Source organism: Rhodococcus sp. P3_B8, from assembly GCF_056402775.1.
The window spans coordinates 1-13,609 of sequence record NZ_JBFUGT010000167.1 but is presented as its reverse complement, the minus strand read 5'-3'; the positions used below and the strand labels follow the sequence as shown (position 1 = coordinate 13,609).

Below are 13,609 nucleotides of genomic sequence, written 5' to 3'. Positions count from 1 at the left end.
GGCAGTAACTGCCCAGCTGATCCATCGAACACAACCCCGGCACCCACGCACGGCGCTGCTCGTCGGTGCCGAACCTGTCGATCATCCACGTGACCATGTTGTGGATGGAAATGTAGGCGGCGATCGACGGGCACCCCTTCGCGAGCTGCTCGAAGATGCGGGCCGCGTCGACACGAGTGAGCTCGGATCCACCCACGTCCTCGCGGATGTAGATCCCACCCATCCCCAACGACGCCGCCTTACGCAGGACATCCACCGGGAAGTGCTTGGCCTGATCCCATTCCACGGCGTGCGGCGCGAGATGCTCGGCCGCGAAGTCGCGGGCAGTGTCGCTGATCGCCCGCTCGTCATCGGTCAAGGTGAACATGGAGGTCCGTTCAGTTCATGGTGGGGATGACGAAGTGGTTGGTCTCTTCCTTCTTGCCCGAGGGCCAACGCTGCGTCACGGTCTTGGTCTTGGTGTAGAAGCGGAACGAGTCGGGACCGTGCTGATTCAGGTCGCCGAAGCCGGAGCGCTTCCAGCCGCCGAACGTGTGGTACGCGATCGGCACGGGGATCGGGACGTTGACGCCGACCATGCCGACGTTCACGCGGTTGGTGAAGTCGCGGGCGGTGTCGCCGTCKCGGGTGAAGATCGCGACGCCGTTGCCGTACTCGTGCTCGGTCGGCAGGCGGAGTGCTTCCTCGTAGTCCGCGGCACGGGCGACGAGCAGGACGGGTCCGAAGATCTCTTCCTTGTAGACGCGCATGTCGGTGGTGACCTTGTCGAACAGGGTCGCGCCGGCGAAGAAGCCGTTCTCGTGGCCCTCCAGGGTGAAGCCGCGGCCGTCGATCACGGCCTCCGCGCCCTCGTCGATGCCGATCTGGATATAGCTGTTCACCCGCTCGAGGGCGTCCTTGCTGACGAGCGGACCGAAGTCGGCGGACTCGTCGTCGCTGCGGCCGATCGTGAGCTTGGCGACCCGTTCGGTCAGCTTGGCGACCAGCGCATCCGCCGTCTCCTCGCCCACCGGGACCGCGACGGAAATGGCCATGCACCGCTCACCCGCGGAGCCGTAACCAGCGCCGATGAGGGCGTCTGCCACCTCGTCGAGGTCGGCGTCGGGCATGATGATCGCGTGGTTCTTCGCGCCGCCGAAGCACTGGGCACGCTTGCCGTGGGCCGCGGCGGTCTCGTAGATGTACTGCGCGATCGGCGTGGAGCCGACGAATCCGACAGCCTTGACGCGGTCGTCGGTGAGCAGGACGTCCACCACTTCCTTGTCACCGTTGACCACGTTGAACACGCCTGCGGGCAGACCGGCCTCGAGGAACAGCTCGGCAAGACGCAGCGGCACCGACGGGTCGCGCTCGGACGGCTTGAGGATGAACGCGTTGCCGGCGGCCAGCGCGGGGCCGGCCTTCCACAGCGGGATCATGGCCGGGAAGTTGAAGGGCGTGATGCCCGCGACGACACCGAGCGGCTGACGCATCGAGTACACGTCGATGCCGGTTCCGGCGGATTCCGTGTATTCACCCTTGAGAAGGTGCGGGGCGCCGAGTGCGAACTCGATGACCTCGAGGCCGCGCTGGATGTCGCCCTTCGCGTCGGGGATCGTCTTGCCGTGCTCGGACGACAGGAGGCGCGCCAGTGAATCCATCTCCTCTTGCGCGAGCTGGAGGAACTTCATCAGGACGCGGGCCCGCTTCTGCGGGTTGAACAGCGCCCATTCCCGCTGAGCATCCACCGCGTTCGCGATGATCGCCTCGGTCTCGGCCTTGTCGGCGAGAGGCACACGCGCCTGCACCTCACCGGTGTTGGGGTCGTAGACGTCGCCGAACTTGTTGGAGGCACCRGGGACGCGCTTGCCGCCGACGAAGTGGGATAGCTCTTGAACCATTGTGCGAACCCGTTTCCTGCTCGATGATGAAGGAGTTCCGAATATGTAGCCCATCCTATAGTTGGATGTCCATGTATGTCCAGACCATACGATCGGATCATGCAGAGTCACTCTCCCGAGGAGCTGAACTTCGTCCGCATCCTCCGGACCAACCCGTGCATCACCACCATCCTGGACCGCGCACCCCAACTCGGCCTCTCGGAGTGGTACCTCACCGCAGGCGCCGTGTTCCAGACGGTCTGGAACCACCTCGACGGCCGCGACCCGCAGTCGGGAATCAACGACTACGACCTCTTCTACTTCGACGACAGCGACACCAGCTACGAGGCCGAAGACGACGTCATCCGCAAGGCCGGCGCACTGTTCGACGACCTCGACGTGCGTGTCGAGGTCAGAAACGAAGCACGGGTGCATCTTTGGTACGAAGACCACTTCGGCGTGCCCTCGACACCCTTCACCGACTGCAAGGACGCCATCGATCACTTCGCCTCCACCACCTGCTGCTACGGCATCCGGAGAACACCCAGCGGAGACGACGAGATCTACGCTCCCCACGGATTCGCCGACCTCTTCGACATGATCCTGCGCCCGAACCCCGTCCTCGCCCCGCGGGAGGTGTACGAATCCAAAGCCGCCCGGTGGCAGAGGGAATGGCCTCGCCTGACGGTGGTGCCGTGGCCGGAGTGAGCAGTCAGTGCTTCCGCACGACGTGCTCGGGCTCTCCCGGTTTCCAGATGGTGATGTCCATGTGACCGTCGCCGACCTCCACTGCCGAGCCGCCGGTCAGGTCGGCACGGTAGCAGTGATCGAATTCCTGSCCCCGGATGTCGAACCCGGTCTCGTCGAACAGTGCCTGCGCGAAACGCTGATGCAGGGCCTTGTCCTGGACGTCGTCGACGACACCCCACAGTTTCGCGTCGCCCTCCTTCACCTCGGTGTCGACTGTCGCGGTGTGCAGGCAGAAGCGCGGATCGCGAGCCAGATCCCGGAACTTCGTGGTGTTCGGCATTCCGGCGATCCACAACTGATTCTCGAAGAATCTCGGCTCGACCGGGCTGATCCGCGGGAATCCGTCGGAGCGAAGCGTGCCGAGCATGCAGAGGTTTCCGGTCGCCGCGTGTCTGCGGGAGAAAATAGCGGCAATCCGCGGAGCAGCTTCGGCGAACTCATTCCAGCTGGCCATGCACACGACCCTACGACGAATCCCGTGGCCGCCGGGTCAGGACGCCCGCAATTGCGCGATGAGCACCGCCTCGACCTCCGACTGTCGTGCCGCGGCCGGGAGCGGCGGGGCCGCCGACCGGTAGTGGTGCCCGGTCGGGGTGCCGAGGTCGATGAGGTGAGTGTGGCCGGGCCGCTGTATCGGGCGGGCGGTCCACCCCGGTGCTTCCTTCGCGTAATTGCACGCCTCACAGAGTCCGGACCCGTTTCGCGCGGTGGTCTTACCCAATTTCCTGCGTGAGCGGATGTGATCGTGATGCCGGATCGGCGCATCACACCACGCAGTCCTGCACGTCCGATCCCGCAGGTCGATCAGCTGTCTCAGGCTCTTCGGGAACGTGCGGGCTTGCGATTCCATCGCCGTCAGCGCCCCCAACTGCGGGCACGAATACACCCGCCGTAGCGACGTCTCGGTGTCATTGTCGACGGCGTCCGCCACCAGCTGCCGCGCGATCCCCGCCGGCACCGGCCCGAACCCCTGCAGCTGCGCCGCCTCGTGCCCGCCGGCCAGCAACGTCTCGTCCGAGAGCACCAGGTTCACCGCCACCGGAACACCACCAGCAGCGGCCCGCCCGGTGCCGCGCTCGAACAACAGGTCCACCATCAGCTGATTGTGGGTGCGGCCACCACTGTTGCCGGTGGCGATCAGACTGTCCGCATCCCGCCCCAGTGTGGCCTGCAGACACACCGCCTGCTCGACCGTCATCAGCACACTCAGATACGCCATCGAATCCGGCGCCGGCCGTGTCGTCACCCGCCGCTCGGACACCGCCTTACGATGCCGGGCCACGACCGCCGCGGCGTCGAGTTCGACCGCCAACGCCTTCGCCCGTGCGATCAGACCGCGGTCGCCGACCCCGTCGAGAGTGGCCGGGTCCGAACACAACCGACGGTCCACGATGCCCCGATCCGTCGCCGACAGGCACGCCGTCTCCCGCACAAGCAGGGTGGCTCGCCATTCGTTCAACCTGCCCGACCGCAACAGGGCCAGGGTGTGCGGCATCTCGTGCACCAACGCCTGCGCGAACCCGAGATGCCGACCGCCGCGGTTCGGGGATTCCCTGCGCGCCAACGCAATCTGCGAGGCAATGCCGCGGTCCCAATCCGCCCGCGGCAACCCGGCAGCCTTGCGGTCCGCGCGGATAGACGTGGCGACGCCGTCGGTGATCACCGCCTGCACCGCACACCCGACCGACTTCAACGCCTCGATCGCATCGAGCCACTCGATCCCCAACCCCGCATCACCGCCAGCAGAAACCACTCGCAGTCGCGCCGTGAACACACTCAACTCGGCCAGATCCGGCGCAATCAATTCCCCCACAGCCAACCTCCCCCAAGGCCGTTAGAATGTATGTTCGATTCTAGCAACAGCCCTTGCCCCGTGGCAATAGTCCGCGTTGACTCATCAGAAATGCCCGCGTAGTCCATCCGTCGCCTCACCTGAAAATGCCGGCGTAGCGGTCACCTCTGCAGAGTTGTTGCTACTCAGTCAGATTTGGGTGCTGCAGACCAGCACGAGGCCGTCACCGGAGAGGACAGCAATCCTCGCCGACAGATACTCCCGACCATCGCCACCGCCACGAACACACCAACGAGAGAAGCCGCTGCCATTGGGGGCATTTCTGGATGAGTCAACGAATCAGACTTCGCGGGCATCGTGACCTGAGGCAACAGGGAGCCACCGAAGTCAGAGCCCCAGCGCCGCGGCCGCTGCCCGCGCGAGGGTTTCGTCGACGGCGTCGTAACTGCCGGAGCCACCGCCCGGTCCGCCGCTGTCGGCGACGGTGCGGCGGGCGGAGAGGTGCACGGCGTCGACCCCGGTGCCTGCGACCGCGGCGATGTCCTCGACGCGGATTCCGCCACCTGCCATTACTTGAATTCGCCCGTGCGCGTGAGCGACCATGCCGGACAGAGCTTCGAGACCGTCGATGCACCGCGGTGCTCCGCCCGAGGTGAGGACCCGGATGATGCCCGACCGCGCGAGCGTGTCGACGGCGGTCGCCCTCTCGGCGACGACGTCCATCGCACGATGGAACGTCACCTCGACCGTGTACGGGTCGATGCCGTCGAGCAGTCGGCGCAGAGCGTCGCGGTCGACGGACATGTCGGGAGTGAGTGCGCCGAGCACGACCCCGGAGGCGCCGACGTTCACCGCGGCCAGGACGTCGCGAGCCATGACGGCGATCTCGTCGGCGTCGTAGACGAATCCGCCGGGCCGGCACCGGATCAGCGGGTGCACCGCGATCCCCTGGGCCGCGACGGCTTCGATCATGCCGATGCTCGGTGTCAACCCGCCGGTCGCGCCGAGTGCGGTGCACAACTCGACGCGCACCGCGCCGGCACGTCGTGCGATCCGGGCGCCCGCGACATCCTGGACCGCCAATTCGAGTACGGGTGTCATCTAGAACGACTGCCAGGAAGGCTTGTGTTCCAGCGCATACCGGTAATAGTCGGCGAGTTGCAGCTTGCTCGCTGCGGCTTCGTCGATCACGACGGTCACGTGCCGGTGCAGCTGCATCACCGATGCCGGGCAGAACGCGGAGAGCGGACCTTCCGCGGCTGCGGCGATCGCCTCGGCCTTGCCCTTGCCGAACGCGATCATCACCAGGTGCCGGGCGTCGCTGATGGTGCCCAGACCCTGGGTGAGGACGTGGTGCGGGACGTCGTCGACGCTGTCGAAGAACCGCGCGTTGTCGAGGCGGGTCTGCTCGGTGAGCGTCTTGACGCGGGTGCGTGAGGTCAGCGCGGAGCCCGGCTCGTTGAAGCCGATGTGGCCGTCGGTCCCGATGCCGAGAAGCTGCACGTCGACGCCGCCTGCCTCGGCGATGGCTGCGTCGTACCGCGCACCTTCCTCGGCGATGTCGGGCGATTCGCCGTTCGGGCTGAGCACACGATCGGTGTCGAGGTTGACGTGGTCGACGAACTCCGAGCGGATCACCGAGAAGTACGACTGGTCATGGCTTTTCGGAAGACCGACGTACTCGTCCAGCATGAAGGCTCGTGCTCGCGAGAAGTCCAGTCCGGACTCACGGTGCCTGCGTGCGAGTTCCCGGTAGCTCCCGAGCGGGGACGAGCCGGTCGCGAGGCCCAGCGTCGCCGGACCGCGTCGCACGTACCCCTCGACGATGTCGGCGACGGTCGAGCTGATCTCCGACGGCGTCTGCCGGATTACGATTTCCATGCGAGTCCTTCCGTTTCGGCGGGCATTCCGCCGACGAACACGCCGCGGGGGCGCAGTTGGTGATCGGTCACAACGATATCGGCGCGGCGGCCCGGGGCCAGGGTGCCGCGGTCGGACTCCAGGCCGAGCAGCCGGGCCGGAGTCCTGGTGGCGGAAGCGACGGCGTCGACGAGTCCGATGCCGCTGTCCACGACTGCGGTGCGCACCACGTCCAGCAGCCGTGCTGTGCCGCCCGCGATGGCCCCCTCGGACCCGTCGGCGGTCGCGAGCCGGGCCACACCGTGCGCGACGCGCACGTCCAGGGGCCCGAGCTGGTAGTCGCCGTCCGTGACACCGGCGGCGGCCATGGCGTCACTGACGAGGACGATCTGGTCGGGCCCGACGGTATCGAACACCATCGACACGGTCTCGGGCGCGAGATGCACTCCGTCCGCGATCAATTCGACGACGATGTCGCCGCGACCGGCCGCGGCCAGGAACGCGGCCACCGGTCCCGGCGCGCGGTGGTGCAGCGGCGGCATCGCGTTGAACAGGTGGGTGGCGGTCAGTGGGCCGCCGGCGGCGTCGGCGATCCTCGCGGACGTGGTCGCCGCGTCGGTGTCGGTGTGGCCGAGGCTGGGTAGCACGTCACGCCGTCGCATCGCGGCGAGAAGTTCGCCGAAGTGCGCGGTCTCCGGCGCGAGCGTCATCGACCGGACGGTGCCACGCGCGGCGTCGCAGATCCTTTCGAACAAATCGGGATCGCCGGGGATCACGGACGCGGGATCCTGCGCGCCGCACCGGGCACCGGAGATGAACGGGCCCTCCAGGTGGATCCCGAGGAGCTCACCGCGTTCCACCAGATCGGCGAGAATCCTGGCCTGCCGGAGCAGGTCCTGCTCCCCTGCCGAGACGAGGCTGCCGAGCAGTCCGGTGGTGCCGTGCTCGCGGTGATGGTCCGCGGCCTGCCTTGCCCCGTCGGCGTCGGTGTTCGGAAATCCCGCGCCGGCGCCGCCGTGGCAATGCAGGTCGATCAGACCCGGCAGCAGTATCGACGAACTCGGTTCCGGCAGCGGCACCTGTCCGCGGTACTGCGCCGCGGACCCGACCCAGGAGATTCGGTCGCCGTCGGTGGTCACCACACCGTCGGCGATGACGCCGTCCTCCACGACGACCTCGCCCCGCAGGATCATCGAGACGCTCCGGACGCGAGCGCGGCGACCGCCGATCGTGCGGACTGCGAGGACCGTGCGCCGCGTGCGGCGGCGGCCATGTCCCGGCACAGGCCGAGGTCGGCGGCGGCCAGACTGGCACGCACGGCACCCAGCGACGGGGCCACCATCGACAGGCTGGTGACGCCCAACCCGACCAGCACCGGGGCCAGCGCGGGATCGGACGCGGCCTCCCCGCAGACGCCGACGGGTGCGCCTGCCTCCGCTCCTGCCGCGCCGACCAGGCCGATCAGGTCCAGGACGGCGGGCTGCCACGGGTCGAGCAGTGGCGCGAGACTGCCCGCCATCCGGTCCGCGGCACACGTGTACTGGCTCAGGTCGTTGGTCCCGATACTGACGAAATCGAGGTGCTCGAGCAGGTCGCGTGCACGCAGCGCTGCCGAGGGGATTTCGATCATCGCCCCGACCGTGGCGATACCGGCTGAGCGGGCGAGCGCGGCGAAGCCCTCCGCTTCCTCCGCCGTCGCCACCATCGGCGCCATCACCCACAGGTCCGCGCCGGTGGTGGCCGCCGCGGCGCCGAGAGCCTCCAACTGGGTGGCCAGGACTTCCGGGTAGACGGTGCCGACCCGCAGCCCCCGCACGCCGAGTGCCGGGTTCTCCTCCGCGCCGAGGTCGAGGAACGGCAGTGGTTTGTCGGAGCCGCTGTCGAGGGTCCGGACCACCACCTTGCGTCCCGCGAACTGCTCCAGCACCGACGTGTAGGTGGCGATCTGTTCGTCGAGGGTGGGCGCGATCTGCCTGCCGAGGTACAGGAATTCGGTGCGGAACAGCCCGACGCCCTCGGAATCCGCGGTGGCGGCGCGGGTGGCGTCGTCGACGGTGCCGATGTTGACGAGCAGTCCGACGGGTGCCCCGTCCCGGGTGCGGCCGGGTCCACTCGTGGCCGCAACCCGCGCTCGCGCCTCCGCGACCTGCTCGGCCACCTCTGCCTGCCGAAGGTCGCCGGGGTCGACGACGATCTCGCCGGTCGTCCCGTCGAGCACCACCGGTCTTCCCTCGACCAACCGGTCGAGGTCGGCGCAGTTCACGATCGCCGGCAGACCGAGGGATTTCGCCAGGATCGCAGTGTGACTCGTCGGCCCGCCCTCGGCGGTGAGCAGACCGACCACGTCGCTGCCGCCGAGCATCGCGGTGTCCGCGGGCGACAGGTCCCTGGCGACGAGAACGAACGGGTACCCGGGATCGGGGATGCCGGGCATCGGCACTCCCAGCAGCACCGCGACCGCGCGATGCCCGAGGTCACGCAGGTCCGCGACGCGTTCGGCCAGGTACCCACCGAGGGCCTCGAGTTTGGCGCAGTAACCGTCGAACGCGACGCTCACGGCGTGTGCCGTCGGCATGCCGGCGCGGAGGTTCTCCTCGGCGGCGGACACGATTCCCGGGTCGCGGGCCATGGCCGCCGACACGAGCAGGATCTCGGACGCGACGCCGTCCACCTGGACGGCGCGGGCTTCGAGGTCGCCGGACACGGTCGCGAGGGCGTCCCGCACACGGGCGGACTCGGCCGTGATCGATTCGCCGACAGGGTCTTCGGCCGACGTCGCGACCGGTGTCCCGAACGAGAGCCAGGGTGCGCAGACCAGTCCCGGACTCACCCCGAGGCCGTGTACGAGAAGTTCCGTAGCCGTCGACATCAGGCGGCGTCGAGGTCGGAGGCGAGCAGGTCGGCGAGGCGGTCGAGGGCCTCCTCGCTGCCCTCCCCTTCCGCGGTGATCGTCACCTCGGTACCGAATTCGGCGCCGAGGGTCATCACCGCGAGCATGCTGCCTGCGTCCACCGGCGCGGACTCGCCGACCGCGATCTGCACCGCGACCGGTACCGCCGCGGCGGCCTGAGTGAACTTCGCAGCGGGGCGGGCGTGCAGTCCGACCTTGGAACCGATGAGGACCGTTCGTGTAGCCATGCTCACTGACCTGCCTTTTCCGTGTCGGCGTTGGTGTCGGCGTTCGTTTCCGCGTCGTCCTCCCGGCCGGGAGTGCGCAGGTTCCACTTCTTGATGACGAAGCTGAACAGGACGTAATAGATGACCGCGTACCCGAGCCCGATGGGGATCAGCATCCACGCGTTGGTGGCCTTGCCGAAGTTGAGCACGTAGTCGAAGAAGCCTGCGGAGAACGTGAATCCGTCGTGGATGCCGAGGGCGTTGACGAGCGCCATCGACGTGCCGGTGAGGAACGCGTGGATCAGGTACAGCGGCCAGGCCACGAACATGAACGCGAATTCGAGGGGCTCGGTGATGCCGGTGAGGAACGCCGTCAGCGCGGTGGAGAGCATGATCCCACCCACGACCTTCTTCTGCGACGGCCGGGCGTTGCGCCAGATCGCCAGTGCGGCAGCGGGAAGGGCGAACATCATGATCGGGAAGAAGCCGGTCATGAAGATGCCTGCGCTCGGGTCGCCGGCGAAGAACCGGTTGAGGTCGCCGCGGACCAGCTCACCGCTCGCGTCCTGGTAGTCGCCGACGAGGAACCACACGGTGGAGTTCAGGATGTGGTGCAGTCCGGTCGGGATGAGCAGGCGGTTGGCCATGCCGTAGACGCCGCCACCGACGACGGAGTTCTCGGCGACGGTCTCGCCCACCCACGTCAGTGCGGAGTTGAACGCCGGGTACAGGAACGCCATGAGGACACCGACGACGAGACCGGTGACGGCGGTGAGGATGGGAACGAGCCTGCGCCCGTTGAAGAATCCGAGGTAGTCGGGCAGTTTGGTGCGGTAGAACCGCTGCCACAGAATCGCGGACAGCAGACCCATCACGATGCCTGCGAGCACACCGTAGTTGATCAGCGCCTGGTCGCCGTTCGGATCGGTCTTGCCTTCGAGGACGACCGGCGACATGGCCTCGAACACGCCGTTGATGACCATGTATCCGACCACGGCGGCCAGGGCGGTGGAACCGTCGGCTTTCTTGGCCCATCCGATGGCGATACCCACCGCGAAGATGAGGGGCAGCCAGGTGAACACTGCCTGGCCGGCTGCGGAGATGACGGACGCGGCGGTGTGCATCGGCTCGAACCGGCCGAGGAGGTCGTCCTGGCCGAGCCGCAGCAAGATGCCGGCCGCGGGAAGTACCGCGATCGGCAGCATCAGGCTGCGCCCGAGGCGCTGTAACCCGGCAAACACCGCTGATTCCTTTTTCGGGCTGTCTACGACAGTCATATCGGCCTTCTCTGTGCGCTTCGGTCGCCGAATCGGCGTCTGGTGAGTCCCGAAACCGGTGGCGGCGAGCGCGTCGCACGGCTTCGGGAAAACTATTGTGGACCAGCACCCCCAACGGGTACTGTCCGGTCATAACCAGTTGCTAGTTTGACCAGGTGAGCACAGGATGTCAACAGGCAAATGTGATCCAGCTAACCCGTCCGACACCATTCACCTGCGGCTCGAACACGAACTACGAGGGAGAACCGATGTCCAAAGCGGACGCAATCATCAGCGGCCTCGGCGGTGCCGACAACATCGTCGAGATCGAGGCCTGCATCACCCGGCTGCGCACCGAGGTCAAGGACGGCGCCAAGGTCGACGAGGCCGCGCTCAAGGCCGCAGGCGCCCACGGCGTGTTGAAGGCGGGCAGCGTCGTCCAGGTCATCGTCGGCCCCGAGGCGGACACGCTGGCCGAGGACATCGAGGACATCCTGTGAGCCTGTCCGTGCAGGCTCCACTGCCCGGCCGCGTGCTCGCCCTGGCCGACGTGCCCGACCCCGTGTTCGCCGGACAGATGGTGGGTTCCGGAGTCGCGATCGAGCCGGCGCGTGACCGCGGCGCCCTCGACGTGCTCGCGCCGATCTCGGGCAAGATCCTCAAACTGCACCCGCACGCGTTCGTCATCCTCGGCTCGGCGGGCGGCGGTGTGCTGGTGCACCTGGGAATCGACACCGTGAAGCTGAAGGGCGAAGGGTTCACCCTGCTGGCAGCGGAAGGCGACGACGTCGACGCCGGCGACCCCGTGGTGCGGTTCGATCCGACCGAGATCGACGGCACCGGATACTCCGCCATCTGCCCGGTCGTCGTCATGGATTCCAAGCCGGATTCGGTGTCCACCGACACCATCGGGTCCGACGTGGCCACCGGCGACGCCCTGTTCGACTGGACGGCGCCGTAGAAACATCGACGTGGTGCGGGTCGGCAAGGAAGCGCCGGCCCGCACCCTTGTTGTCCGGGCGCCAACGTTGTCCAGTGCCAGCGACCTGCTCGACTCTGTAACAGACCGGTCGGTCCGAACGATCAAGGTGCCGAGACGATATGCCGACAACAAGGAGCGAGAACTATGGGTTCGTCTGAAATTTTCACCGATCTGGTCGCCTGGGGTGCCGAGGGTTTTCTGAACGGAAACCCGGTGCAGTCGGCAGTGGGTGCCGTGCTGTTCCTGGGGCTGGGACTCTGGGACCTCGTCACGGGTGCACCCATCGTCATCTGACCGGCCAGACGCTCGACAACGGAGGTACACGATGACATCGCCCATGGAGTCCGTCCCCCAGCTGTCCACGCTCGTCGGGTCCTGGACATTGGACCCCGCTCGCACCTCGATCACTTTCCACACCAAGGCGTTATGGCTACTCCCGGTCACCGGGACGTTCCACGCCGTCGAGGGCGCCGGAACGGTCGGCGACGACGGACGTATCACCGGAACTCTGGTCGTCGACGCCGCCTCCGTGAACACCGAGAACGCCACACGCGACAAGCATCTGCACTCCGCCGACTTTTTCGACGTCCAGAAGTACCCCACCATCATCTTCACCGTGACAGACGCACGCCCCGCCGGACCGGGACACCTCCATCTCGACGGCGATCTGACCGTTCACGGCCAGACTCGACCGCTCACCGTCCCAGCCCAGGTCGTCGCCACGGAGGACACCGCGACGATCACCGCCGAAGTGCACCTCGACCGCAGCAGCTGGGGCCTGACCTACACGAAAAAGGGCTCCCTGCGCGCCACCCGCGTCGTGATCAAGGCGCACTTCAGCAAATCCTGACGACGCGGACGGAACACCGCGGTCGAATTCGGTGGCTCAGACGCTGCGCTGAGCCCGCTCCCCCTGGACTTCCATCTGGAGTTGATAGCGATCGGACCGGTACCAGCTGCGGGTGTGCTCGACCGGTGTGGGGCCGCTGAAGGACACCCGGTCGAAGTACATCACCGGGGCGCCCTTCTTGATGCCGAGCAACGTCGCGATCTCCTGGCTCGCCCCGTCGGCGCTCACGGTCTGCTCCGCCCGGTCGATCGGCATGCCGTACTTGTCGGCGGTCGCCCGGTAGATCGAGCCGGTGAGGTCGAGGTCCAGCAGGCCCGGAAGCAGTGCGGCGTTGAACCAGCCGTCGTCGACGCTGACCGGTTCGCCGTCCGCCAGCCGCAACCGTTTGACGTGATAGGCGCTGGTGTCCGGGGCGATGCGCAGCGCCTTCGCGGTGGCCTCCGGCGCCGCGTCCTCCTCGCTCTGGAGCACCACCGTCGTCGGCTTGTGGCCCTGCGCCCGCATCTCCTCCGTGAACGAGGCCAGGTGGAGTTTCGACTGCACCGGACGATGCGCCACGAACGTGCCCTTGCCACGCACCCGCACCAGGTGACCCTCGTTGACGAGCTGCCCGATCGCCTCACGAACCGTGATCCGACTGACGCCGTAGTCCTGCATCAGTTTTCGTTCACTCGTCATCAGGTCGCCGGGCTGAAGTTCCTTGGTGCACTTGTGCAGCAGGATGGCACGGAGTTGCTCGTGCTTCGGAATCACGCTGTCGCGTAGATGTACGGGCATCATTCCGGCGGCTCCAGCTCTGTCAGTGGTGGGACACATCGGATCAGGCAGTCGGACTGCAAAGGTCCCGTCCGGTCCGGTCCAACCACGAGAATACGTGATCCGGACGCTCCGGCCTACCGTGCGGCCTCGGCCAACGCCTCCAGATACTTGCGCGTCATCACCCGCTGCACGACCCGGCCGGCGGGTCCACCGAGCCGGGTGAACCACCGATCCGGTGTGGAGAACGCCGAGATGGTGGCGAGCACGGTGCCGTCCGGCCGCTGTTCGACGACGAAGCTCTCCTCGCCGCGCTCGGGGTGGCCCGGCAGCGTCCCGTAGGCGAATCCGCTCGGGGTGGCCCGGCAGCGTCCCGTAGGCGAATCC

The 13,609-nt window shown here is 67.3% G+C and carries 17 protein-coding genes; 5 read left to right on the top strand and 12 right to left on the bottom strand.

Going from position 1 to position 13,609, the window contains the following annotated elements; translation table 11 throughout:
* On the bottom strand, positions 1-367 hold a 367-nt coding region (locus AC1D1G_RS30955; RefSeq protein WP_477955025.1), incomplete at its 3' end, for an acyl-CoA dehydrogenase family protein.
* Between the two features lie 10 nt (positions 368-377).
* Entirely contained in the window at positions 378-1,880 is a 1,503-nt protein-coding gene (locus tag AC1D1G_RS30950) for a CoA-acylating methylmalonate-semialdehyde dehydrogenase (RefSeq protein ID WP_105424046.1), read from the bottom strand.
* 99 nt (positions 1,881-1,979) lie between these two features.
* Here AC1D1G_RS30950 and AC1D1G_RS30945 point away from each other — a divergent pair, with 99 nt between their 5' ends.
* Positions 1,980-2,567, top strand: coding sequence for a nucleotidyltransferase family protein (locus tag AC1D1G_RS30945; RefSeq protein WP_283335874.1), 588 nt, complete (start codon positions 1,980-1,982; stop codon positions 2,565-2,567).
* A gap of 4 nt (positions 2,568-2,571) precedes the next feature.
* Here the strand turns inward: AC1D1G_RS30945 and AC1D1G_RS30940 are convergent, their stop codons facing one another.
* The 8 genes from AC1D1G_RS30940 to AC1D1G_RS30905 form a co-directional block, all read right to left on the bottom strand.
* On the bottom strand, positions 2,572-3,063 hold the full coding sequence (locus tag AC1D1G_RS30940; RefSeq protein WP_005252867.1) for a pyridoxamine 5'-phosphate oxidase family protein: 492 nt from the start codon (positions 3,061-3,063) through the stop codon (positions 2,572-2,574).
* Between the two features lie 36 nt (positions 3,064-3,099).
* On the bottom strand, positions 3,100-4,422 hold the full coding sequence (locus tag AC1D1G_RS30935) for an HNH endonuclease (RefSeq protein WP_283353540.1): 1,323 nt from the start codon (positions 4,420-4,422) through the stop codon (positions 3,100-3,102).
* A 366-nt stretch (positions 4,423-4,788) separates the two neighbouring features.
* Entirely contained in the window at positions 4,789-5,502 is a 714-nt protein-coding gene (locus AC1D1G_RS30930) for a copper homeostasis protein CutC (RefSeq protein WP_283335872.1), read from the bottom strand.
* Positions 5,503-6,282, bottom strand: a complete 780-nt coding sequence (gene nagB, locus AC1D1G_RS30925) for a glucosamine-6-phosphate deaminase (protein WP_477955023.1) — start codon at positions 6,280-6,282, stop codon at positions 5,503-5,505.
* Positions 6,270-7,454, bottom strand: a complete 1,185-nt coding sequence (locus AC1D1G_RS30920) for an N-acetylglucosamine-6-phosphate deacetylase (RefSeq protein ID WP_280783657.1) — start codon at positions 7,452-7,454, stop codon at positions 6,270-6,272. Before AC1D1G_RS30920 ends, nagB begins: the two co-directional genes overlap by 13 nt.
* Positions 7,451-9,130 carry a phosphoenolpyruvate--protein phosphotransferase gene (ptsP, locus tag AC1D1G_RS30915; protein ID WP_280783658.1) on the bottom strand — a complete coding sequence of 560 codons (1,680 nt, stop codon included), beginning with the start codon at positions 9,128-9,130 and terminating at the stop codon, positions 7,451-7,453. The genes AC1D1G_RS30920 and ptsP overlap by 4 nt, the downstream gene beginning before the upstream one ends.
* Entirely contained in the window at positions 9,130-9,405 is a 276-nt protein-coding gene (locus AC1D1G_RS30910) for an HPr family phosphocarrier protein (RefSeq protein WP_005563035.1), read from the bottom strand. Before AC1D1G_RS30910 ends, ptsP begins: the two co-directional genes overlap by 1 nt.
* The gene (locus tag AC1D1G_RS30905; RefSeq protein ID WP_280783659.1) at positions 9,402-10,655 is read right to left on the bottom strand and encodes a PTS transporter subunit EIIC; all 1,254 of its coding nucleotides are present in this window, start codon (positions 10,653-10,655) and stop codon (positions 9,402-9,404) included. The genes AC1D1G_RS30910 and AC1D1G_RS30905 overlap by 4 nt, the downstream gene beginning before the upstream one ends.
* A 248-nt stretch (positions 10,656-10,903) precedes the next feature.
* Between AC1D1G_RS30905 and AC1D1G_RS30900 the strand changes: the two genes are divergently transcribed.
* The 4 genes from AC1D1G_RS30900 (at position 10,904) to AC1D1G_RS30885 (ending at position 12,466) form a co-directional block, all read left to right on the top strand.
* Positions 10,904-11,134: a PTS sugar transporter subunit IIB gene (locus AC1D1G_RS30900; protein ID WP_005563039.1), complete on the top strand. Its 231-nt coding sequence runs from the start codon at positions 10,904-10,906 to the stop codon at positions 11,132-11,134.
* Positions 11,131-11,595, top strand: coding sequence for a PTS sugar transporter subunit IIA (locus tag AC1D1G_RS30895; RefSeq protein ID WP_280783660.1), 465 nt, complete (start codon positions 11,131-11,133; stop codon positions 11,593-11,595). Before AC1D1G_RS30900 ends, AC1D1G_RS30895 begins: the two co-directional genes overlap by 4 nt.
* A 165-nt stretch (positions 11,596-11,760) precedes the next feature.
* Complete coding sequence (locus AC1D1G_RS30890) at positions 11,761-11,910, top strand: hypothetical protein (RefSeq protein WP_167344014.1); 150 nt, start codon at positions 11,761-11,763, stop codon at positions 11,908-11,910.
* Between the two features lie 31 nt (positions 11,911-11,941).
* Positions 11,942-12,466, top strand: a complete 525-nt coding sequence (locus tag AC1D1G_RS30885; RefSeq protein WP_477955021.1) for a YceI family protein — start codon at positions 11,942-11,944, stop codon at positions 12,464-12,466.
* A 36-nt stretch (positions 12,467-12,502) separates the two neighbouring features.
* Here AC1D1G_RS30885 and AC1D1G_RS30880 read toward each other — a convergent pair whose 3' ends face one another.
* Together AC1D1G_RS30880 and AC1D1G_RS30875 are read right to left on the bottom strand one after the other, a co-directional pair.
* Positions 12,503-13,246: a GntR family transcriptional regulator gene (locus AC1D1G_RS30880; protein ID WP_005265200.1), complete on the bottom strand. Its 744-nt coding sequence runs from the start codon at positions 13,244-13,246 to the stop codon at positions 12,503-12,505.
* A gap of 113 nt (positions 13,247-13,359) precedes the next feature.
* On the bottom strand, positions 13,360-13,609 hold a 250-nt coding region (locus AC1D1G_RS30875; RefSeq protein ID WP_477955020.1), incomplete at its 5' end, for a DUF1990 family protein.